This window comes from Azorhizobium sp. AG788, assembly GCF_004364705.1.
GTDB lineage: Bacteria > Pseudomonadota > Alphaproteobacteria > Rhizobiales > Xanthobacteraceae > Azorhizobium > Azorhizobium caulinodans.
This window is the reverse complement of record NZ_SOBM01000002.1, coordinates 742,709-762,533: the sequence shown is the minus strand read 5'-3', so window position 1 is coordinate 762,533 and position 19,825 is coordinate 742,709. Positions and strand designations below refer to the sequence as shown.

Below are 19,825 nucleotides of genomic sequence, written 5' to 3'. Positions count from 1 at the left end.
GGGACCCAGAGGTTGGAGAACACGCATGCTGAAGTCTTTGCTCGCTGCCGGCGCGATCGCGGTGGCGCTCGCCGGGGCGCTGGTGCCGAAGGCGGCCGAGGCGCGCACGCTCGATGAGATCATGAAGTCCGGCGTCATCCGCGTCGGCGTCAATCCGACCTTGCCGCCGCTCGGCAAGTTCGACGACAAGAACGAGATCGTCGGTTTCGACGTGGATTATGCGGGCGAGATCGCCAAGCTGCTCGGCGTGAAGCTTGAAGTGGTGCAGGTGGGCTCGCCCGACCGCATTCCCTTCGTCACCGCCGGCAAGATCGACTTCGTCATGGGCGCCATGACGCGCAACACCGACCGCGCCAAGGTGATCGACTTCACCGTTCCGGTGCACACCGAGGTGCTGGGCGTGCTCACCACCAAGGCCAATACCTTTACCGATTGGCGGCAGTTCGATGATCCGTCCGTCACCTTCGTGCAGGTGCGCGGCTCGACCCCGGTGAAGTTCATCGAGGAGAACCTGCCCAAGGCCAAGGTGACCCTGCTGGACAACTATCCCGACGCGGTGCGCGCGCTGGCGCAGGGCCGTGGGACGGCGATGATCGACGTGATCGACTTCATGGGCGAGCACATGTCCAAGCACAAGGTGGACTGGCGCATCGTGGAGACGCCCATCGACGTCTATTACTGCAGCCTCGGCGTCGCGAAGGGCTCCACGGGCCTCAAGGACTGGCTGAACGTTGCGATTTTCGACCTATATCGCAAGGGCAAGACCGAGGCGCTCTGGAAGAAGTGGTTCGGCATGGACATGATCAAGCCCGTGGGCGCCCAGCCGTTCTTCTGATCTGACCGCTCTCCCGTCCCGGGCCAGCGCCTTGCGCTGGCCCTTCATCCTGCCGACGCGGTTCCATGTCCTATACGCTGCAGTTCGGCCAGATATGGCCTTATCTCCCTCGCCTGCTGGAAGGCGCCGTGATCTCGCTGCAGATCGCGGTGCTCGCTTTCTGCGGCGGTCTCTTCATCGGCACGCTGTGCGCGGCGATCCGCTCGTTCGGGCCGCGCTGGCTCGCGCGCATCGTCGGCGTCTATGTGGTGTTCTTCACCAACACCCCGCAACTGGTGCAGATCTATTTCCTCTATTTCGCCTTGCCGGACAGCGGCATCCTGCTCTCCTCCTTCGCTGCCGTCGTGATCGGCATGACGCTGAACGCCGGGGCCTATCTCACCGAGATCCAGCGCGCAGGCTTCGAGAGCCGCCGCGTCTCGGAGATGGAGGCGGCCGAGGTGATGGGCTTCTCGCGCCTCCAGCAGATCCGATACGTGATCCTGCCGCATGTGGCGCGGGTGCTGTTTCCGCCGCTCTCCAACCAGTTCATCATCGTGACGCTCGGCACCTCCATGGCCGCCGTCTTCGGGGTCGAGGAACTGACCGGCGAGGCCTTCAACATCAATTCCCAGACCTTCCGCTCCATCGAGATCTTCTCCGTCACGGCCGGCATCTATGTGGTGCTGACGCTGGCTGCCTCGCTGCTGCTCGCCTTTGCAGGCCGCACCTTCTTCCGCGCCCGCACGGAGCTGATCTGATGTGGAGCCAGATCGTCGAAGAGTGGCCGCGCTTCGCCACCTATTACAACCTCATCTTCATCGCCAAGGCGGCAGGGACTACGCTCGCACTGTCCGCGCTGGGCTGCATCCTCGGCAGCCTCATCGGCCTTGGGCTCGCGGTGACGCGGGTGACGCGGGCGCGATGGCTGCTGCCGCTGCGCCTCGTCACGCTGGTGTTCACCGAGGTGTTCCGCCGCGTGCCGTTCCTCGTCACGCTCATGCTCTGCTTCTTCGCCTTCCAGGCGACGGGCTACGACATTCCCCTGTTTGTGGTGGCGGCGGTTTCGGTGACGATGATCGCCGGCGCCTTCCTCGGCGAGATCATCCGCGGCGGCTTCAATTCCGTGCACCGGAATCAATGGGAAGCGGCGGAGACGATGAACTTCTCGCTCATCGACACCATCCGCCTCGTGGTGCTGCCGCAGGCGTGGCGCATCGTGCTGCCGCCGGCCTTCGGCTTCTTCGTCATGTTCATCAAGGACACGGCACTGGCCTCGCAGATCGGCGTCATCGAGCTGACCTATGTGGGCAAGGTCCTGAACAACAAGGGCTTCTCCGCCGCGCTCAGCTTCGGCGTGATCCTCATCGTCTACTTCCTCATTTCCTACCCGCTGTCGCGCCTCGGCGCGCATCTGGAGGCGCGTCTTGCATCATCTCGACATCGCCGGGCTTGAGGCCCGCTACGGCGAACACACCGTCCTTTCCGGCATCGACATGACCGTCGGCCGGGCGGATGTCATCGGCCTCATTGGCCCGTCCGGCTCGGGCAAGAGCACCATCCTGCGCGTGCTGATGGGCCTGCTGCCGCCGGTGGGGGGCACGGTGAAGCTCGATGGCGAGGCGGTGAACTATGCGGACGCCGGGCAGGTGCGCCGCCTGCGGGACCGCATCGCCATCGTGTTCCAGCAGTACAACCTGTTCCAGAACATGAGCGTGCTGGAAAACGTCTGCGTTGCGCCCATCAAGATCAAGAAGCGCCCCCGCAAGGAGGTGGAGGAAGAAGCCCGCGAACTCCTCGCCAAGGTCGGGCTCGGCGACAAGCTGAAGCGCTATCCGGATGAGCTGTCCGGCGGCCAGCAGCAGCGCGTCGCCATCGTGCGCGCGCTGGCGCTGCATCCTGAAATCCTGTTGCTGGATGAGGTGACGGCGGCGCTCGATCCGGAGCTGGTGTCGGAGGTGCTCGACACCATCCGTCTCCTGGCGAAGGAGGGCATGACGATGCTCATCGTGTCGCACGAAATGGCCTTCATCCGGGAGGTCGCCTCACGGGTGGTGTTCATGGCGGGCGGTCGCATTGTCGAAACCGGCGCACCCGCCCAGATCTTCGATGCTCCGGCTGAGGCCCGGACTCGGGATTTCGTCTCCAAGATCCTGCGCCACTGACCATGGCGCAGGCGGAAGCGGCGCCGGTACCCGTGGCGACATCCTGGGTGGCGGTGCCGATGATGCTCGGCGCCATGCTGTGCCTGACGCTGCTCGATTCGCTGCTCAAGCACCTCGCGGCCACGAACCCCGTGGGCCCGCTCGTCTTCTTCCGCAATCTGGTGCAGGTGAGCGTGCTGCTCATGGTGGCGCGGGCGGCGGCTCCGGAAGCGCTGCGTACACCCCAGCTCGGCCTTCACCTCTCCCGTGGGGCGTGCCTCTTTGCGACGACGGTGCTCATCACCCTCGCGCTCACGCACCTGCCCATGGCACAGACCTATGCGCTGACTTTTTCAGCGCCGCTGATGGCGACCCTGCTGGCGCTGGTGTTTCTCGGGGAGCGGCCGAAGGCGGCCCAGTGGGCTTGCATGGCGGCGGGTTTTGCGGGGGTGCTTATCGCCCTTGACCCGTCCGCTGCCCTGTCGCTGGCCCTTCTGCTGCCGCTGGCGCAGGCGGCGGCGAACGCGGTGTTCTATGTGCTGACGCGCTATGCCGGGCGACGGGAGGGGGCGTTGGCCCTGGTCCTGTGGGCGGGCGTCGGGGCGCTCACCGTCAGTGCCGTCGGCCTTATGGCCTTCCAGCCCATGGCGCTCAGGACGTGGCTGCTGCTGGGTCTGGCGGGCCTGCTCGGCACCTGTGGCCAGTTGCTCATGGCGGGTGCCTTCCGCCGGGCTTCGACGGCGGTCGTCTCGCCGCTCGTCTATTCGCAGATCGTGTGGGCGATGCTGCTCGGCTTCGTGCTGTTCGACGAGGTGCCGTCCATGAGCTCCATCGTCGGCGGTCTTGTGGTCGCGGCAAGCGGAATCGGCGTGGTGCGCTTCAGCCGCCTGCGCTGAGGGCCTCCGGCGCAGGGCACCGGAAGCCATCTGAACTCAGCTCGCCGTCGTCGGCGCGGCGCCGGGGGCAGCGGGGCGGCCACCACGTCCGGCGGCTTCCTTGGGCTTGCCGCGGCGCTTCGGGGCAAGGCCCTCGCGCTGGGCCGTCTTGCGCGCCGCCTTGCGGGCGCGGCGAACGGCTTCCGCCATCTCGCGGGTGCGGCGCTCGGACGGCTTCTCATAGGCCTTGCGCTGCTTCATCTCGCGGAAGATGCCTTCGCGCTGCATCTTCTTCTTCAGCACCCGCAGGGCTTGGTCGATATTGTTGTCGCGCACCAGAACTTGCATGAAGGATGACCTCGTTTCCGGCACTTGGCCGCGCAGGAGGAGAGGGGCCGCACAAGGGGCGCGGCCTTTCGTCAAAGAAAAGCCCCGCCTCCACGGCGGGGGCGGGGCTCTTGGGTCCGGTTCACCGCGCTTCGGCCGTCCGCGCATCCGCGATCGGCAGGAGCCTGGTGTGATCCGAAGCGCTCGTCAGGGAACGAGCGTGAGGTTCGAGGCCGAGCTCTTGCCGCTGCGCTTGTCGGCGACGAGGTCATAATTGACCTTCTGGCCTTCGCGCAGGGGCGGCAGGCCGGCGCGCTCAACCGCGCTGATGTGGACGAAGGCATCCGCGCCGCCGTCATCGGGAGCGATGAAGCCGAAGCCCTTCTCGGGGTTGAACCATTTGACGGTTCCCGTAGTCATGGGAAACCCTTTCCAGAAAGAATAGAACGTCACGCCACGCAAGTTGCGTGGCCGTCGAAGGATGATTTTCGGAGGGATATCGTCAGCGGCGCGCCACATGTGGGGGCGCAAAGCCAAGTCGTCTGACCGTCTATCGACACGACTCATGATGGACGCCGAGGCCGCACAAGTCAAATTTTATCGGGTCGGCGGGCCGAAAGCCCCGGTAGATAAAGGTTTTGACTGAAGGACGATCCGCGTTTTCTCGCACCCACTGTGGCGCCATCTGAAAAGCCGGCGAGGTGCGAAGCTATCGCACCGTGTCGATGGTGTGCTTGCCGAGGCTGCGCAGATGGTGGGCGACCGTGCGGCGGGCGGCCTTGGCGTCATCCTGCTCCAGCGCTTCGACGATCTGGAGATGTTCGGCCGAATCGGCCTCCAGCCGGTCCGCGAGGCTCGAAATCTCGAACAGGCGCGTGGTGACGCGCAGGGTCCGGATCAAGCCCGCCAGCACCTGATTGCCGCAGTTGCGCGCATAAAGCTCGTGCAGATTGTCGTCCGAACGCCAGTGGGCGTCCGTGTGGTAGGGCACGGCGGTACGCAGGGCGTTGATCTCTGCGCGCACGCTGGCGAGTTCCCCGAGCGGGATGCGGCCGGCGGCGAGCGCCGCCGCCTCGGGCTCGAGAATCTCGCGGACCTTGAGGCTCTGGAGATATTCCTTGAGGTCCACGTGCCGCACCAGGAAGGAGCGGCCCGTGCCCTTGATCACGAGACCCTCGCCTTCGAGGCGCTGCAAGGCCTCCCGCAGCGGCGTGCGGGAGATGCCCAGTGTTTCGGCCAGACGCTGCTCAACGATGACCTCGCCCCCGCGCAGGCGGCGGTGGCGGATCATCTCGGAGACCGCGTTATAGGCGAGATTGGAGAGGTTGATCCCAACAATCCGCCCGCCCTCGCGGCCCTGAACCTCGTCTGTGCCGGTGTCGCTCATGCTAGGCGTTCCTGCGTCACGAGGCTACGGGATCGCGCTGGACCGCGAAGGGCGACTTGGCACGCGAAAGGTGCTGGCCGAGGCCCTTCTGGCCCACCACTTCTCCGTCGCGGGCCACCGTCTTGCCCCGCAGCAGCGTGTGCACGGGCCAGCCGGTGATCTCGATCCCCTCGTAAGGGGTGTAATCGGCGCCGTCGCGGATGAGATCGTGGGTCAGGGTCTGCGTCTTCGTCGGATCCCAGATGGCGATGTCCGCGTCGGCACCCACCGCAATGGTGCCTTTGCGGGGGTAGAGGCCATAGGTCTTCGCCGGATTGGTGGCGGTGACGGCGACGAAGCGCTCCAGATCGATCCGCCCCTTCATCACGCCTTCCGAGAACAGAACTGGCAGGCGGGCGCCGACGCCGGGAATGCCATTCGGCACCCAGCGGAAGGAGGTGCGGCCCTTGGGCGTGAGCTTGCCCTGCGGGTCGTCATAGCGGAACGGGCAATGGTCGGAGGAGAAAATGGTGAACACGCCCGTGCGCAGGCCTTCCCAGCAGGCCTCCTGGCTCTCGGTGTCGCGCGGCGGCGGCGAGCAGACGTATTTCGCGCCTTCCATGCCGAGGCCGTCGAGATCCTTCTCGGTGAGCACCAGATACTGCGTGCAGGTCTCGCCGAGCACGGTGAGGCCCTTGTTCTGCGCCCAGCGGATCTGCTCCATGGCCTCGCGATTGGAGACGTGGACGATCATCACCGGCACGTCCACCAGCTCCGCAAGCGAGATGGCACGATGGGTCGCTTCGCGCTCCACCGCGATGGGGCGCGAGGTGGCGTGGAAGCGGGGCGCCGTCTGGCCGCGCTTTTCCAACTGTTCAGTCAGGAAGCGGATGGCGTCGTAATTTTCCGCGTGGACCATGACGAGAGCGCCGGTGTCGCGGGCCACCGACATCACGTCGAGAATCTCGCGGTCCTTCAGGGCAAGGCCCTCATAGGTCATGAAGATCTTGAAGGAGGTGTAGCCGTCCTCCACCAGTGCCGGCAGTTCCTGGCCCAGCACCTGCTCGGTGGGGTCGGAAATGATGAGGTGGAAGCTCACGTCCACATGGCATTCGCCATCGGCCTTGGCGTGGTAATCCTTCAACGCAGCGCGTAGGCCCTGGCCCTTCTCCTGGAGGCAGAAGGGCATCACCGTGGTGGTGCCGCCGAGGGCCGCGGAGCGGGTGCCGCTTTCGAAGTCATCCGCCATCACGATGCCCTCGCCGGAGGGCTGGGCGATGTGGACATGGGCGTCGACGCCGCCGGGCAGCACGAGCTTGCCGGTCGCGTCGATCACCTCATCCGCGCCGGTGAGGCCGGAGCCGAGGGCGACGATCTTGCCGTCCTTGATGGCGACGTCGCAGAGAATGCGGTCCGAGGCGGTGACGACGGTGCCGCCGGAAATGATGGTATCGTAGAGAGCCATGGCGCTGTGTCTTCGGTCTAGGAGAACCAGACCGTATACACTTCGTGCGCAGAATGCATCCCTTCTGGCGCAGCGTACAGCGCCACAAAACAAGACTGCCACAGACTGCGGGGCGCTCCGTTTCCGAAGCGCCCCGCATCCCGCGGCAGGAAGGGAGGGAAGGAAACCGGTCGTCGATCAGACGGTCTGGGGCAGTTCCGCAACGGCGCCGGTGCTTTCGACCGCCGGACGCTCCGTGGGCTTGCCCTGCGCCAGTTCGGCGAGGAGGACGGAGCGGTCGCATTCGCCGTCCCAGATGGCGATGACGATACAGGCGACCATGTTGCTCACAAGGCTGGTCAGGGCCCGGGCTTCCGACATGAAGCGGTCGATGCCGGCGATAATCACCACGCCCGCCACGGGCACCGTGTCCGGCATCGCCGCCAGCGTCGCCACGAGGGCGGCGAAGCCGCTGCCCGTGACACCAGCGGCGCCCTTGGACGTCAGCAGCATCACGAAGATCATGGAGCCGACCTGCCAGGCGCTCAGATGGATATCCATGGCCTGCGCCAGGAACAGCGAGGCGAGCGTCAGATAGATGGCCGTGCCGTCGAGATTGAAGGAATAGCCGAGCGGCAGGGTGAGGCCGACCGAGCCCTTGGAGCAGCCGAGGCGTTCCAGCTTGTAGAGCACAGCGGGAAGCACGGGCTCGGTGGACGAGGTGCCGAGCACGATCAGCAGTTCCTCGCGGAAGTACCGCAGCAGCCGGAAGAGGCTGAATCCGTGGAACCGCGCCAGTCCCCAGAGGACGACGAAGACGAAGAAACCGCAGGCCACATAGAGCGTGAAAATCAGCAGGCCGAGGTTGCCGATGGTCTTCAGGCCGCTCTTGGCGACGATGAAGGCGATGGCTCCGAAGGCGCCGATGGGGGCAAGCCGCATCATGTAGCCGAAAGCGGCGAACAGGGCGCGGGAGAAGGCTTCGACGCCGCGCAGGAACGGCTCGCCGGACACGCCCGCCTTGCGCAGGCCGAAGCCGGTGATGAGGGCGATGAACAGCACCGGCAGGACCTCGCCCTCCGCGAAGGGCGTGAAGAAGCTGGGCGGGATGATGTGCAGCAGCACGTCCACCGTATCGAGCTTCTTGGCGCCCGCAGCGTAGCGGGCGGCTTCCTTGGCGTCGATGGCATGCACGTCCATGTGCATGCCGGCGCCGGGCTGGATGGTCTCGACCGCGATCAGGCCGGTCATCAGGCCGATGATGGTGAGGCCGTAGAACAAGAGCATGGTCTTGAGCAGCGAGGCGCCGATCTTGCGGTCCGCATGCACGCCGGCCACGCCCACCACGATGGTGCAGAAGACGATCGGCACGATCATCATCTTCACGAGCTTGATGAAGCCATCGCCCAGGGGCTTCGCCATGGGCGCGATCTGCGGGTAGAAGTGCCCGAGCGCGATGCCGGCGGCGACGCCGATCAGCACCTGGACATAAAGCTGCTCGTAGAAGCGCTTCGGCTTTCGCCCGGCGAGGGGCTGTGGCTCTGCATGGGCCGGCATGAACTTTCCTCCGTTGGTCTTCTTTTGCTTGTTCTGCGAGGGCGCTGCGCCGTCAGGCGGCGGCGCGGGCGCCCTCATCTTGGTCGATGCGCGCGAAAACCGCCCCTTCGAACAGCCGCCGCGCCGTCCTGAGGACAGAGATGCGAGGCGTATCGCCCAGCGATTGCTCGATGCGCAGATCGAGACGGCCGGCAGGGTGGCGGATGGACAGCGACGCTGGAGACTGCGCGCCGATCGCCTCGGCCGCAACCGTTCCGGGCGTTGCGGCGGCCATGGCGAGGCCGATGCCGCCGGTCACCGCGAAGGCCTTGTGGCAGCTGTGCGGCATGAAATAGCGGGCGGCGAGCGCCGGTGTCTCCGCCGCGAAGGGTGACAGGATGACGGGCTTCGGGATCACGAGGCCCGAGACATCGCCAAGCCCCATCCGGCGGCCGGCCTCGATGCGGATGGCGTTCAGTCGGTCCATGAAAGGACGGTCCCGGTCGAGATCGACCGGGGCTTCGAGCGCTGTCTTGCCGAGATCGGCGGCCCGCAGGATGACGAGCGGCATGCCGGCATCGACGCAACTCACGGGCAGGCCGTCAATTTCGTCCTGCGCCTGACCCGTCGGCAGCAGGCGCCCGGTCTTGGCGCCGGCCACGTCGAGGAAAGTCATGAGGATGGGCGCCGCCGACCCCGGAACGCCGTCGATGACCGCATCGCCCTCATAGGTCACGCGGCCGCCCGGCGTAGAGACCGTCACGTCGATCAGCTTGCCGGTGTTCACATTGTGCACGCGCGCCGTCGTCGTGCCGGGCGTCGCCGCGATCAGGCCCTGCTCGATGGCGAAGGGCACCACGGCAGACAGCATGTTGCCGCAGTTGGGCGAGGTATCGACCACCCGCTCGGACACCTTCACCTGGGCGAAGAGATAGTCCACCTGCGCACCGGGGCGGGTCGAGGGGCCGACGATGGCGACCTTGCTGGTGAGCGGGTTGCCGCCGCCGATGCCGTCCACCTGAAGCTCATGGCCGGCACCGAGCGCCGAGAGCAGGATTGCGTCCCGCAGCTCAACGTCGGTGGGCAGATCGCTCGAAAGGAAGAACGGACCGCGTGATGTGCCGCCCCGCATCAGAACGCATGGCACCCGAATTGAGGGCATGGACTCTCTCCGAAAGGCGTATCAGTGGGCTTGATTGATGCTATCCTTCACAAAATCGGGCGTTCCGTTAAATGCAAAGATTTCCAGGTTTGATGTGAGATGCGCATCAATTTCGAGTTGCTGGACCTGCGCGCCTTCCTGGCGGTGATTGACCACGGCGGTTTTCACCGCGCGGCCGAGGTGCTGAACCTCTCCCAACCGGCGCTAACCCGGCGGGTGCAGGCGCTGGAGGCGACGGTCGGTGTCCCGCTGCTGGAGCGCACGACCCGACGCGTGGCACTCACCTCGGCTGGCCGTTCCTTCGCGCCGCTCGCCCGCCGGCTCATCGGGGATCTGGAGGAATCGCTGCTCGGCATCGCCGGGGTTGGCGGGCGGCAGGGCGGCCAGATCACGCTCGCCTGCGTGCCCACGGCGGTGGTCTACTTCCTGCCCGAAGCCATCGAGCGCTTCGCCGCCGAATTTCCGCGCATCCGCTTCCGCATCCTGGACCTCTCCGCCAATGACGGGCTGGAGGCGGTGCGCACGGGCGAGGCGGAGTTCGGCATCAATCTGGTGGGCAGTTCCGACCCCGATCTCACCTTCACGCCGCTGATCGAGGATCCCTTCGTGCTGGCCTGTCGCTCCGACCACCGCTTGGCCAAGCTGACTTCGGTCTCATGGAAGGACTTGCAGGGTGAGCCTCTGATCGGCGTGAGCCGGGCAAGCGGCAACCGGCTGACGCTCGAGAATGCGCTGGCCGGGGCGAAGGTGCAGCTCGATTTCCAGTATGAGGTGAACCATCTCGCGACTTCGCTCGGGCTGGTGGAGCGCGGCCTCGGCGTCTCGGTGCTTCCGAAGATGGCGACCCCCAGTGATCACCCGGTCATCGTTACCAAGCCCATCAAGGCGCCGGTCGTGCGGCGCACCATCGGGCTCGTGGAGCGCCGCACCTCGCGGCTGTCTCCGGCGGCCAAGAAGTTCCGCGACATGCTGGTGGAGCACCTGAACCCGTAAGCGATCGGATACGGCACCCGCTTCTTTCAGGTCGCTGCACGGGCGCGTGTCGAGCGAGCGAACAGTTCCGCCACCCAGTCCACGAACACGCGCAGGCGGTTCGAGATGTGCCGGCTGGGCGGGTAGACCACGTGGATGGGCATCGGCTGCGTGTGCCATTCGGGCAGCACGCGCACCAGCGTCCTGGCGTCGAGATGCTCCTGCATCATGAAGATGGGGCACAGGATCACCCCAAGGCCGGCAAGACCAGCCGATATGTAGGCATTGCCGTCGTTCAGGGCCACACTGTAGCGCCCCAGAACCTCGACCTCCTCCGCGCCGCGAATGAAGTCGAAGGCATAATAATGGGCGGTCGTGGCGCTGAAATAGCGCACCATCACATGGTCTTTCTCAAAATCCTTCGGGTGCTGGATTTCCCCGTGACGCGCGATATAGGATGGCGCGGCCGCAGCGGCGAAATTGAGTTCCCCGATCCGCCGCGCGATCAGGCTGGAGTTGCGGATTTCGCCGACCCGGATCACGCAGTCGACATTTTCGCCCACCAGGTCCACCGGCCGGTCGGTGCAGCCGATGTCGATGTGAATCTCCGGATAGCGGGCGAAGAAGTCGGGCAGCGCCGGCATCAGGATGCCAGTGGCGAGCGAGGGCGAAATGTCGATGCGCAGGCGTCCGCGCGGGCAGGTCAGGTTGGTGGACAGTGAGCCATCCAGTTCGTCGACGTCCGTGAGGATGGCGAGCGCGCGTTCATAATAAGCGGCGCCGTCTGGCGTCACCGTCACCTGGCGCGTGGTGCGATGGAGCAGGCGCGTCGAGAGATGCGTCTCCAACTGCTGGATCTGTTTCGAGAGCGTGGCCTTGGGCAGGGCCAGAATGTCCGCCGCGCGGGTGAAGCTGCCGCTCTCCACCACCCGCACGAAGGCGCGCATTGCCGCCAACTGGTCCATGTGCCGCGTCCTCTTTGGGGCTCATTGTCTCCTGACGTGAACAATGAGTTCCCGATTGGCCTGTTTATCAACGGTGCAAGGATAAAATAGGGTCTTCGCATCGCACAAGGCCGCGTCGATGCGGCTGACGGGACCACCGACCATGACCGCTGCCGCTGCCGCTGGGACGCCCTGGCGGGACATCTCCATCGAGACCGGAACCGGCGCCGTGCCGGCGCGGCTCTATGGCCGGCGCGCGGGCCGGGGTCACGTGCCGCTCGTCCTGCATCTGCACGGCGGCGCCTTCATCGGCGGCACGCCGGAGTGCGGCGCCTTCATCGCGGCCCTGCTGGCGGAAGCCGGTGCGGTCGTGGTTTCGGCGGACTATCCGTTGGCCATCGACCATCCCTTTCCCTTCGCGCTCACCGCCGCGCTGGGTGTTCTCACCGCGCTCGCCGGTCGTCGGGCTGCGCTCGCCGGTCGGGGCGCGCCGCTCTATGTGGCGGGCGAGGAGGCGGGGGGCAATCTCGCGGCCGGTCTCGCCATGATGGCACGCGACCAGAAGTCTCCGGTTCTCGCCGGCCAGATCCTTGTGTCACCGATGCTGGATCCGTGCCTCGGCACGGCCTCGATACGCGAGGCCGAGGCGGGGGCGTGCGGATGCAAATATGCGGACGGCTGGCAAGCCTATCTGGGCTCGCCGCAGGCCGCGGACCATCCTTATGCCGCCCCTCTTGCGGCCCGGCGGCTCAAGGGCTTGCCGCCCGCGCTCGTGGTGAGCGCGGAGGATTGCCTGCTGCGCGACGACAGCGTGCGCTATGCGGCCGCGCTGGACGCGGCCGGCGTGCCCGCCGAGATGAATTTGCTGCCGGCGCCGACCGAATGGCCCGACGCTCTCGCCCATCCCTTGGATGCGCTTCCGGCAGATGCCGCGACGGTGCAATCCCGATCCGCCTGTCCGCCCCAGTGGGCGGGGGCGCTCAGAGCGATGTTTGCCCGCTTTTTCGAGACGACGGGTCGCGCCCGGCCGGTCGCCTCGCCGTCTGTTCCCTGAACCGCCCCGCTTTCAGGATTACCCCCGATGACCGCTTCCGTATCCCCGTCCGAGCCGGCTGTGACCGGCGTGTCTGATCCGTCCCCATCCACCCGGTCCTCTTCCCCGTGGCGCCGGCGCCTGCTGCTTGGTGCAGTGGTGCTGGTCGCCATCGGCGCCGGCATCTATGTCGTGCCCTCGGCGCTCAAGCCGGCGGGGGGTGTGGCGTCTGCCGCAGCCCCGGGAAGCCCGCCCCCCGTGCCCGTGGCGGTTGCGACCGTGGAGGCGCGCGATACGCGCCTTTACGAGAGCTTCTCCGGCCGTCTGGAGGCGGTGGAGAGGGTGGAGGTGCGCTCGCGGGTGGCCGGTGCCATCAAGGCTGTTCATTTCCGCGAGGGCGCACTGGTGAAGGCCGGCGACCTCCTCGTGACCATCGACCCCGAGCCCTATCAGGCCGCCCTCGATGAGGCGGATGCGCAGGTGGCCTCGGCAGAGGCCCAGCTCGAACTCGCGCGCAACGAACTGGAGCGCGGTGAGCGCCTGTTCACGAGCCGCACCCTGTCCCAGCGCGACCTCGACGAGCGTCTCAATACGCAGCGGGCCGCCCAGGCCGCCCTGCGGGCGGCGGAAGCCCGGCGCACGGTGGCGCGGCTGAACCTGTCTTACACGCAGGTCCGCGCGCCGGTTGCCGGCCGGGTCGGCAAGTCGGAGATCACGGTCGGCAATCTCATTGCGGCCGGGCCCGGCGCGCAGCTCTTGACCTCCTTGGTTTCCGTCGATCCCATCTATGCCAGCTTCAACGCGGATGAGGCGACGGTCGCCCAGGCCCTCGCCGCCCTCGGCACCGACGCCGACGTGACCGAGCGGCTGGACCGCATTCCGGTGCGGATGACGGCGGGCGGCAATCCGCCGGTGAATGGCGTCATGCAACTGGTGGACAATCAGGTCGACCCGCGCACCGGTACGGTCCGCGTGCGTGCCCGCTTCGCCAATCCGGACGGACATCTTCTGCCGGGCCAGTTCGCCCGCCTCGAGATGGGCCAGCCGCAATCGGCGCCCGCCGTGCTCGTGAGCGAAAGGGCCGTGGGCACCGATCAGGACAAGAAGTTCGTCTTCGTGGTGGATGCCGACAACAAGGCGGTATGGCGCGAGGTGACGCTCGGCGCACCGGTGGACGGCCTGCGCGTTGTCACGCGGGGCCTCTCGGCCGGAGAGCGGGTGGTGGTCAACGGCCTGCACCGCGTCCGCCCCGGCGCTGCGGTGACACCTGAGACCGCACCCATGCAGGTGACTGAGGCGACAAGCCGCTCGGCCGCCGCCAACTGAGATCCTGATCCGGCGGACCCGGTCCGCCGGCAAGGCTGAAGGTGCCGCCGACGCAGGCCGTACGGCTCCGGCCCGGCACCGATCACAGGTTTCCCACCCCCGTCCGCAAGCGGGGATGGGAGCGGGCTGCGCCGGGCGTCAACCGCCCCCGACGCACGGCGCAGCCCTAACTTTTTGTCATTCGCCAACCCATCGCAGATCCGGCGCCGCAGCCCGCGGCGGCCGCGCGATGACGCATGTCCGCCTGCCGGCCCGGGAGGGTCCCGTGAACCTGTCCAGATTCTTCATTGATCGCCCGATCTTCGCGGGTGTGTTGTCGGTCCTGATTTTCCTCGGCGGCCTCATCAGCATGCTCGCCATGCCCATCTCGGAATATCCGGAGGTGGTGCCGCCGCAGGTGGTTGTCCGCGCCACTTATGCGGGCGCCAATCCCAAGGTGATCGCCGAGACCGTTTCGACGCCTCTGGAGGAGGCGATCAACGGCGTCGAGGGCATGCTCTACATGTCGAGCCAGGCCACGACCGACGGGCTGATGACGCTGACCGTCACCTTCAAGCTCGGCACGGATCCCGACAAGGCGCAACAGTTGGTGCAGAACCGCATCTCGCAGGCCGAACCGCGCCTGCCTGAAGAGGTGCGGCGCCTCGGCGTGACCACGGTCAAGTCTTCGCCGGACTTGACGATGGTTGTGCATCTCATTTCCCCGAATAACCGCTACGACACCACCTATCTGCGCAACTACGCCGTGCTGAACGTGAAGGACCGCCTCGCCCGTATCGACGGCGTGGGGCAGGTGCAGTTGTTCGGCGCGGGCGACTATTCCATGCGCATCTGGCTCGACCCCCAGAAGGTGGCCGAGCACGGCCTCTCCGCCGCCGACATCGTGCGCGAGATCCAGGCGCAGAACGTGCAGGCGGCGGCTGGCGTGGTGGGCGCCTCGCCGGGCGCGAACGGTCTTGACCTCCAGCTCTCGGTGAATGCCCAGGGCCGCCTTGCGAGCGCCGAGGAGTTCGGTCGCATCGTGGTGAAGAGCGGCGCCAATGGCGAGATCGTACTGCTGAAGGACGTGGCGCGCATCGAGCTTGGCGCGTCCGAATATGCATTGCGTTCGCTGCTCAACAACACGCAGGCGGTGGCCGTGCCGGTGTTCCAGGCGCCCGGCTCCAACGCCATCCGGATCGCGGACGACGTGCGCCGGGTGATGTCCGAGATCAAGGAGAACATGCCCGAGGGCGTGGACTACTCCATCGTCTATGACACGACCCAGTTCGTGCGCGCCTCCATCGATGCTGTGGTGCATACGCTGCTGGAAGCCGTGCTGCTGGTGGTGATCGTGGTGATCGTTTTCCTCCAGACCTGGCGGGCTTCCATCATCCCGCTGCTGGCGGTGCCGGTGTCGATCGTGGGCACCTTTGCGGTGATGCATCTCTTCGGCTTCTCGGTGAATGCGCTGACCCTGTTTGGCCTCGTGCTGGCCATCGGCATCGTGGTGGATGACGCCATCGTGGTGGTGGAGAATGTGGAGCGCAACATCGAGGAGGGGCTGGAGCCGCGGGCGGCCACCTACAAGGCCATGCAGGAGGTCTCCGGACCCATCATCGCCATTGCCCTCGTGCTGGTGGCGGTGTTCGTGCCGCTCGCCTTCATCACCGGCCTCACGGGCCAGTTCTACAAGCAGTTCGCCCTCACCATCGCCATCTCGACGGTGATCTCGGCCATCAACTCGCTCACCCTGTCGCCCGCCCTGTCGGCCCTGCTGCTGAAGGGCCATGACGCGCCGAAGGATCGGCTGACGCGCATCATGGATGCCGGCCTCGGCTGGTTCTTCCGCCGCTTCAATGTCGCTTTCGTGCGCGGTGCCAATGGCTATGGCTCGGTGGTGAAGCGGGCGGTGAGCCACAAGGCGCTGATGATGGTGGTCTATGTGGTGCTGCTCGGCCTCACGGGCGTGCTGTTCCGGGCCGTGCCTCCGGGCTTCGTGCCGGGGCAGGACAAACAGTATCTCGTCGGCTTCGCCCAACTGCCGGACGGCGCCACGCTCGACCGGACGGAAGAGGTGATCCGCAAGATGAGCGACATCGCCCTCAAGACGCCTGGCGTTGAATCCGCCATCGCCTTTCCCGGCCTTTCCATCAACGGCTTCACCAATTCGTCCAACTCCGGCATCGTCTTCGTGAGCCTGAAGCCCTTCGAGGAGCGCCGTACACCGAACCTCTCGGGCAACGCGTTGGCGCTGGCGCTGAACCAGCAATATGCGGCCATTCCAGACGCCATGATCGCCATGTTCCCGCCCCCGCCGGTGCAGGGGCTCGGCACCATCGGCGGCTTCAAGCTGCAGATCGAGGACCGCGCAGGCCGGGGCTATGCGGCGCTCGATGAGGCGACCAAGGCCTTCCTCGCCGCCGCCATGAAGGCTCCGGAGCTGACCGGCCTGTTCTCCTCCTATCAGGTGAACGTGCCGCAGCTCTTCGCCGACATCGACCGCGTGAAGGCCCGCCAGCTGGGCGTTGCCGTCACCGACGTGTTCGAGACCATGCAGATCTATCTCGGCTCGGCTTATGTGAACGACTTCAATGCTTTCGGCCGCACCTATACGGTGCGGGTGCAGGCGGACGCGCCCTTCCGCGCCCGGCCGGAGGACATCGGCACTCTGAAGGTGCGCTCGCAGTCGGGCGAGATGATCCCGCTCTCGGCGCTCCTCAAAGTGCAGAGCGCGGCGGGACCCGAGCGTGCCATGCGCTACAACGGCTTCCTCTCGGCGGATGTGAACGGCGGGGCGGCGCCCGGCTTCTCCTCCGGCGAGGCGCAGGCGGCGGTGGAGCGCATCGCACGGGAAACCCTGCCCAAGGGCTTCTCCTTCGAATGGACTGAGCTCACCTATCAGGACATCCTCGCCGGCAACTCTGCCGTCTGGGTGTTCCCGCTGGCCATCTTCCTCGTCTTCCTCGTGCTGGCGGCCCAATATGAGAGCCTGATGCTGCCGCTTGCCATCATCCTGATCGTGCCGATGGGCCTGCTGGCCGCGCTCACCGGTGTGTGGCTCTCGGGGGGCGACAACAATGTCTTCACCCAGATCGGCCTCGTGGTGCTGGTGGGGCTCTCGGCCAAGAACGCCATCCTGATCGTCGAGTTCGCCCGCGAGCTGGAGTTCGCCGGCCGCAAGCCCGTGGCGGCCGCCATCGAGGCCAGCCGGCTGCGGCTGCGGCCGATCCTCATGACCTCGCTCGCCTTCATCATGGGCGTGGTGCCTCTGGTCACCTCCATCGGGGCCGGAGCAGAGATGCGGCAGGCCATGGGCATCGCGGTGTTCTCCGGCATGATCGGCGTGACGGTCTTCGGCATCGTGTTGACACCAGTCTTCTACGTGCTGCTGCGGGCGCTCTCGGGCAACCGGCCGTTGACGCAGCACGGGGACGCCGCCGTGCCGCACCCGGAGGTGTCCCATACGCTCCAGCCGGGCGAATGAGCCTGTGCGCCGGCTGGCGCGTTTCATCAACGGCCATTGAAGTGCTCGGGGCCTTGGCGGATCAGATGAGATCCGCCAAGGCCTTGCTGCGTGGTGGTTTCTGACAATGCTGCGGCAGCTGTATTGCGGCCGCAGGCGCGGATCGGGGACCCGCCGCCAGCTTGACAGTCCACAAGGGCAGGGCATGTCTTCACCATGATCGCGTGGGGGATTGCGCGCGATTTGCCGGTGGGATGTTGCGATGGCCGATACGCAGGAAAACTTCACGTCCACGATCTTCGATCAGCCGAAGGGCGGGCTCTATAGTGGCAGTATCAGCACAGTGGGGCTGGACCCCAATGTGAAGTCCGAACTGATGGATTATCGCTGGACCACGAGCTTCAACGGTTCGCAGCCCGCGACGGTCATGACCTACGCATTCCCCACATCGGCGGCGGACTATTCCTCCATTGCCGGAGGCTATCCGGACACCCAGGAACTCGACCAGTTCGCGCCCGTCACCCAGGCCCAGATGAACGCGGTCCGCACGGCGCTTGGCCTTGTGGCGTCCTATACCAATCTTGTGTTCAATGAGGTGGCGTCAGGTCTCGCCAGCGACGCCACGCTACGTTTTGCTCAGTATACAGATAAGGGCTCGGAATCCCGCTTTCCGGCCAATGGCGGCCCCTATGCCATTTCTGACAGCCGCGTTGCGGGTGATACGTGGCTGGGCGGGAACGGCAAGGCGCCCGCTGCCTATTTCGGCACGGACGCTCTCAACACCATCATGCATGAGATGGGACATGCGTTCGGCCTGAAGCACGGGCACGACGGCAGCTTCAACGGCGCCCTCGCACCGCAGTTCAATGACAACGAATTCTCTGTCATGAGCTATGCGAGCTATTTCGGCGCGAATACTGCAGGCTCCACCGAAGCCATCGCCGGCTCTTCGCCCCAAAGCTACATGATGTTCGACATCGCCGCCTTGCAGGAGCTCTACGGGGCCAATTTCGGACGGTTGGGAACCACAGCGGTTTACAAATGGGATCCGGTCACCGGACAGGAGACCATCAATGGCATCCCCGCGCCCAACACGGGCGCGTCAAGCACCGGCAAGATATTCTCCACCGTCTGGACGGCAGGTGCGACGGCCACCTATGACCTCAGCGCCTTCAATGAGGATCAGGTCGACGACCTGCGTCCCGGTCAGTGGCTGACCTTTTCTAAAGCGCAGATCGCCGATCTCAACAACGAAGCGGCGGCCGGAACGGCCCAGTACCAGGCCCAGGGCAACATCTACAACGCGCTGCTCTATCATGGCGATGCGCGCTCGCTGATCAGCAACATCATCACCGGCAACGGCAACGACAAGATCACCGGAAACGACGGCAACAACGTCATCAGCGCCGGCGCCGGAAACGACTGGATCAGCGGCGGCAACGGCAACGACATCATCAGCGGCGGCGCCGGTGCCGATACGATCATCTTCGGCTCCGGCCGAAACATCCTGCGCGACAAGCTCGCCGATCTGCAGGGCGACACCGTCTATGGCTTCGGCAAGACTGGCACGCTCGACATTCTGGATGCCCGCTACGACCCCGCGGCCGTCCATTCCACCAAGACGGCGGATGGCGCGATGCTGACCATCGGCAGCGTGTCTTTCGAGCTGAAGGGCGACTATACGGGCGGTGACTTCATGTCCCCGGTGCGCAAGGTGGGTGGAACCACGCACATGGACATCAGCTTCGTCAATTATACGCCGTCGCTGTCCGAGGGCTCGCCGGTGGCCAAGGGCGCCGTCAACGGCATCGCGGACGAGGATTTCCTCATGGGCGATGGCGACGCGTCCTTCACCATGCACATGGAAAGCGCCGGCTCGGCCTATGCCAATACGCTGGGTTACTATTTCGTCGGCGACGACGGCAGGATCTCCAACGTCCATCTCGCCTATACGAATACCCTTGCGTCTGGAAACGCCCAGAAGGCCATCGCCCTTGGCACGCCGGGGCCGGATCAGCACATCGGCTTCTTCCTCGTGCAGAACGGGCACAATATCTTCGGCGATCTGCCCGACGACCTGATGTTCGTCTCGGCCGCCGGCTCGGGCGTCGCGAATGTGGATTCAGGTGCGGCGCCCATCCTCGTCAGCGCCAGCCGCGGCGTTCTGACGGGCGCCACGGTCTTCCACTCCTACGACGAACTGAATCCGGGCCATGACATCCATGTGCTCTCGGGGACGGAAACCGGCGGCGACATTCTTGAGATCGGCTTCGAGGATCTGCCGAGCGCCATCGCCGATAACGATTTCCAGGACGTGGTGATCAGCATCCACGCCACCTATCAGGATGTCATGTTCGCCTGAGACCAACCCGTGGCCGGTCGGGCGGCGGTTTGTCGTCCGTCGCCGAGGCGTGAGATGACAGTGGCGCCCGGGGGG

The 19,825-nt window shown here is 65.9% G+C and carries 17 protein-coding genes; 10 read left to right on the top strand and 7 right to left on the bottom strand.

The features are described 5' to 3' along the window. The first annotated feature begins 25 nt into the window (after positions 1-25). The 5 genes from DFO45_RS07635 (at position 26) to DFO45_RS07615 (ending at position 3,854) form a co-directional block, all read left to right on the top strand. Positions 26-835, top strand: a complete 810-nt coding sequence (locus DFO45_RS07635) for a transporter substrate-binding domain-containing protein (protein ID WP_012171206.1) — start codon at positions 26-28, stop codon at positions 833-835. A 65-nt stretch (positions 836-900) separates the two neighbouring features. Continuing rightward, entirely contained in the window at positions 901-1,575 is a 675-nt protein-coding gene (locus tag DFO45_RS07630; RefSeq protein WP_012171205.1) for an amino acid ABC transporter permease, read from the top strand. Then, the gene (locus tag DFO45_RS07625; protein WP_133864381.1) at positions 1,575-2,270 is read left to right on the top strand and encodes an amino acid ABC transporter permease; all 696 of its coding nucleotides are present in this window, start codon (positions 1,575-1,577) and stop codon (positions 2,268-2,270) included. The genes DFO45_RS07630 and DFO45_RS07625 overlap by 1 nt, the downstream gene beginning before the upstream one ends. Continuing rightward, entirely contained in the window at positions 2,242-2,979 is a 738-nt protein-coding gene (locus tag DFO45_RS07620) for an amino acid ABC transporter ATP-binding protein (RefSeq protein ID WP_043879366.1), read from the top strand. The genes DFO45_RS07625 and DFO45_RS07620 overlap by 29 nt, the downstream gene beginning before the upstream one ends. A gap of 32 nt (positions 2,980-3,011) precedes the next feature. Continuing rightward, a complete protein-coding gene (locus DFO45_RS07615) occupies positions 3,012-3,854 on the top strand; it encodes a DMT family transporter (protein ID WP_166657070.1) in 843 nt (280 codons plus the stop codon). 36 nt (positions 3,855-3,890) lie between these two features. Here DFO45_RS07615 and rpsU read toward each other — a convergent pair whose 3' ends face one another. The 6 genes from rpsU to DFO45_RS07585 form a co-directional block, all read right to left on the bottom strand. Continuing rightward, entirely contained in the window at positions 3,891-4,181 is a 291-nt protein-coding gene (gene rpsU, locus DFO45_RS07610) for a 30S ribosomal protein S21 (RefSeq protein ID WP_012171201.1), read from the bottom strand. Positions 4,182-4,367: 186 nt separating this feature from the next. Next, positions 4,368-4,580, bottom strand: a complete 213-nt coding sequence (locus DFO45_RS07605; RefSeq protein WP_043879365.1) for a cold-shock protein — start codon at positions 4,578-4,580, stop codon at positions 4,368-4,370. Positions 4,581-4,869: 289 nt separating this feature from the next. Beyond that, on the bottom strand, positions 4,870-5,547 hold the full coding sequence (locus tag DFO45_RS07600; protein ID WP_133864379.1) for a GntR family transcriptional regulator: 678 nt from the start codon (positions 5,545-5,547) through the stop codon (positions 4,870-4,872). A 16-nt stretch (positions 5,548-5,563) separates the two neighbouring features. Further along, a complete protein-coding gene (gene hydA / locus DFO45_RS07595) occupies positions 5,564-6,991 on the bottom strand; it encodes a dihydropyrimidinase (protein WP_043879364.1) in 1,428 nt (475 codons plus the stop codon). Between the two features lie 177 nt (positions 6,992-7,168). Further along, positions 7,169-8,527 (bottom strand): cation:dicarboxylase symporter family transporter, encoded by a 1,359-nt coding sequence (locus tag DFO45_RS07590; protein ID WP_133864378.1) that lies wholly within the window; start codon positions 8,525-8,527, stop codon positions 7,169-7,171. A gap of 52 nt (positions 8,528-8,579) precedes the next feature. After that, the gene (locus tag DFO45_RS07585; protein WP_133864377.1) at positions 8,580-9,668 is read right to left on the bottom strand and encodes a 4-oxalomesaconate tautomerase; all 1,089 of its coding nucleotides are present in this window, start codon (positions 9,666-9,668) and stop codon (positions 8,580-8,582) included. Positions 9,669-9,767: 99 nt separating this feature from the next. Between DFO45_RS07585 and DFO45_RS07580 the strand changes: the two genes are divergently transcribed. Continuing rightward, the gene (locus DFO45_RS07580; protein WP_012171195.1) at positions 9,768-10,661 is read left to right on the top strand and encodes a LysR family transcriptional regulator; all 894 of its coding nucleotides are present in this window, start codon (positions 9,768-9,770) and stop codon (positions 10,659-10,661) included. A 26-nt stretch (positions 10,662-10,687) separates the two neighbouring features. On the opposite strand, the gene DFO45_RS07575 is transcribed toward DFO45_RS07580, so the two are convergent. Next, positions 10,688-11,605, bottom strand: a complete 918-nt coding sequence (locus tag DFO45_RS07575) for a LysR family transcriptional regulator (protein WP_133864376.1) — start codon at positions 11,603-11,605, stop codon at positions 10,688-10,690. Between the two features lie 142 nt (positions 11,606-11,747). Here DFO45_RS07575 and DFO45_RS07570 point away from each other — a divergent pair, with 142 nt between their 5' ends. The 4 genes from DFO45_RS07570 (at position 11,748) to DFO45_RS07555 (ending at position 19,750) form a co-directional block, all read left to right on the top strand. Further along, positions 11,748-12,638 (top strand): alpha/beta hydrolase, encoded by an 891-nt coding sequence (locus DFO45_RS07570; RefSeq protein ID WP_245517976.1) that lies wholly within the window; start codon positions 11,748-11,750, stop codon positions 12,636-12,638. Between the two features lie 27 nt (positions 12,639-12,665). Next, positions 12,666-13,943: an efflux RND transporter periplasmic adaptor subunit gene (locus DFO45_RS07565; RefSeq protein ID WP_133864374.1), complete on the top strand. Its 1,278-nt coding sequence runs from the start codon at positions 12,666-12,668 to the stop codon at positions 13,941-13,943. 265 nt (positions 13,944-14,208) lie between these two features. After that, positions 14,209-17,409: a multidrug efflux RND transporter permease subunit gene (locus DFO45_RS07560; protein ID WP_133864373.1), complete on the top strand. Its 3,201-nt coding sequence runs from the start codon at positions 14,209-14,211 to the stop codon at positions 17,407-17,409. Positions 17,410-17,650: 241 nt separating this feature from the next. After that, positions 17,651-19,750 (top strand): M10 family metallopeptidase, encoded by a 2,100-nt coding sequence (locus DFO45_RS07555; RefSeq protein ID WP_133864372.1) that lies wholly within the window; start codon positions 17,651-17,653, stop codon positions 19,748-19,750. Positions 19,751-19,825: the final 75 nt, after the last annotated feature.

What these genes read in the sequence shown, in the direction of transcription:
- DFO45_RS07625 (WP_133864381.1), top strand. Translation starts at nt 1,575, where the DNA reads ATGTGGAGCCAGATCGTCGAAGAGTGGCCGCGCTTCGCCACCTATTAC.
- rpsU (WP_012171201.1), bottom strand. Translation starts at nt 4,181, where the DNA reads ATGCAAGTTCTGGTGCGCGACAACAATATCGACCAAGCCCTGCGGGTG.
- DFO45_RS07600 (WP_133864379.1), bottom strand. Translation starts at nt 5,547, where the DNA reads ATGAGCGACACCGGCACAGACGAGGTTCAGGGCCGCGAGGGCGGGCGG.
- DFO45_RS07585 (WP_133864377.1), bottom strand. Translation starts at nt 9,668, where the DNA reads ATGCCCTCAATTCGGGTGCCATGCGTTCTGATGCGGGGCGGCACATCA.
- DFO45_RS07570 (WP_245517976.1), top strand. Translation starts at nt 11,748, where the DNA reads ATGACCGCTGCCGCTGCCGCTGGGACGCCCTGGCGGGACATCTCCATC.
- DFO45_RS07565 (WP_133864374.1), top strand. Translation starts at nt 12,666, where the DNA reads ATGACCGCTTCCGTATCCCCGTCCGAGCCGGCTGTGACCGGCGTGTCT.
- hydA (WP_043879364.1), bottom strand. Translation starts at nt 6,991, where the DNA reads ATGGCTCTCTACGATACCATCATTTCCGGCGGCACCGTCGTCACCGCC.
- DFO45_RS07580 (WP_012171195.1), top strand. Translation starts at nt 9,768, where the DNA reads ATGCGCATCAATTTCGAGTTGCTGGACCTGCGCGCCTTCCTGGCGGTG.
- DFO45_RS07590 (WP_133864378.1), bottom strand. Translation starts at nt 8,527, where the DNA reads ATGCCGGCCCATGCAGAGCCACAGCCCCTCGCCGGGCGAAAGCCGAAG.
- DFO45_RS07575 (WP_133864376.1), bottom strand. Translation starts at nt 11,605, where the DNA reads ATGGACCAGTTGGCGGCAATGCGCGCCTTCGTGCGGGTGGTGGAGAGC.
- DFO45_RS07555 (WP_133864372.1), top strand. Translation starts at nt 17,651, where the DNA reads ATGGCCGATACGCAGGAAAACTTCACGTCCACGATCTTCGATCAGCCG.
- DFO45_RS07635 (WP_012171206.1), top strand. Translation starts at nt 26, where the DNA reads ATGCTGAAGTCTTTGCTCGCTGCCGGCGCGATCGCGGTGGCGCTCGCC.
- DFO45_RS07605 (WP_043879365.1), bottom strand. Translation starts at nt 4,580, where the DNA reads ATGACTACGGGAACCGTCAAATGGTTCAACCCCGAGAAGGGCTTCGGC.
- DFO45_RS07630 (WP_012171205.1), top strand. Translation starts at nt 901, where the DNA reads ATGTCCTATACGCTGCAGTTCGGCCAGATATGGCCTTATCTCCCTCGC.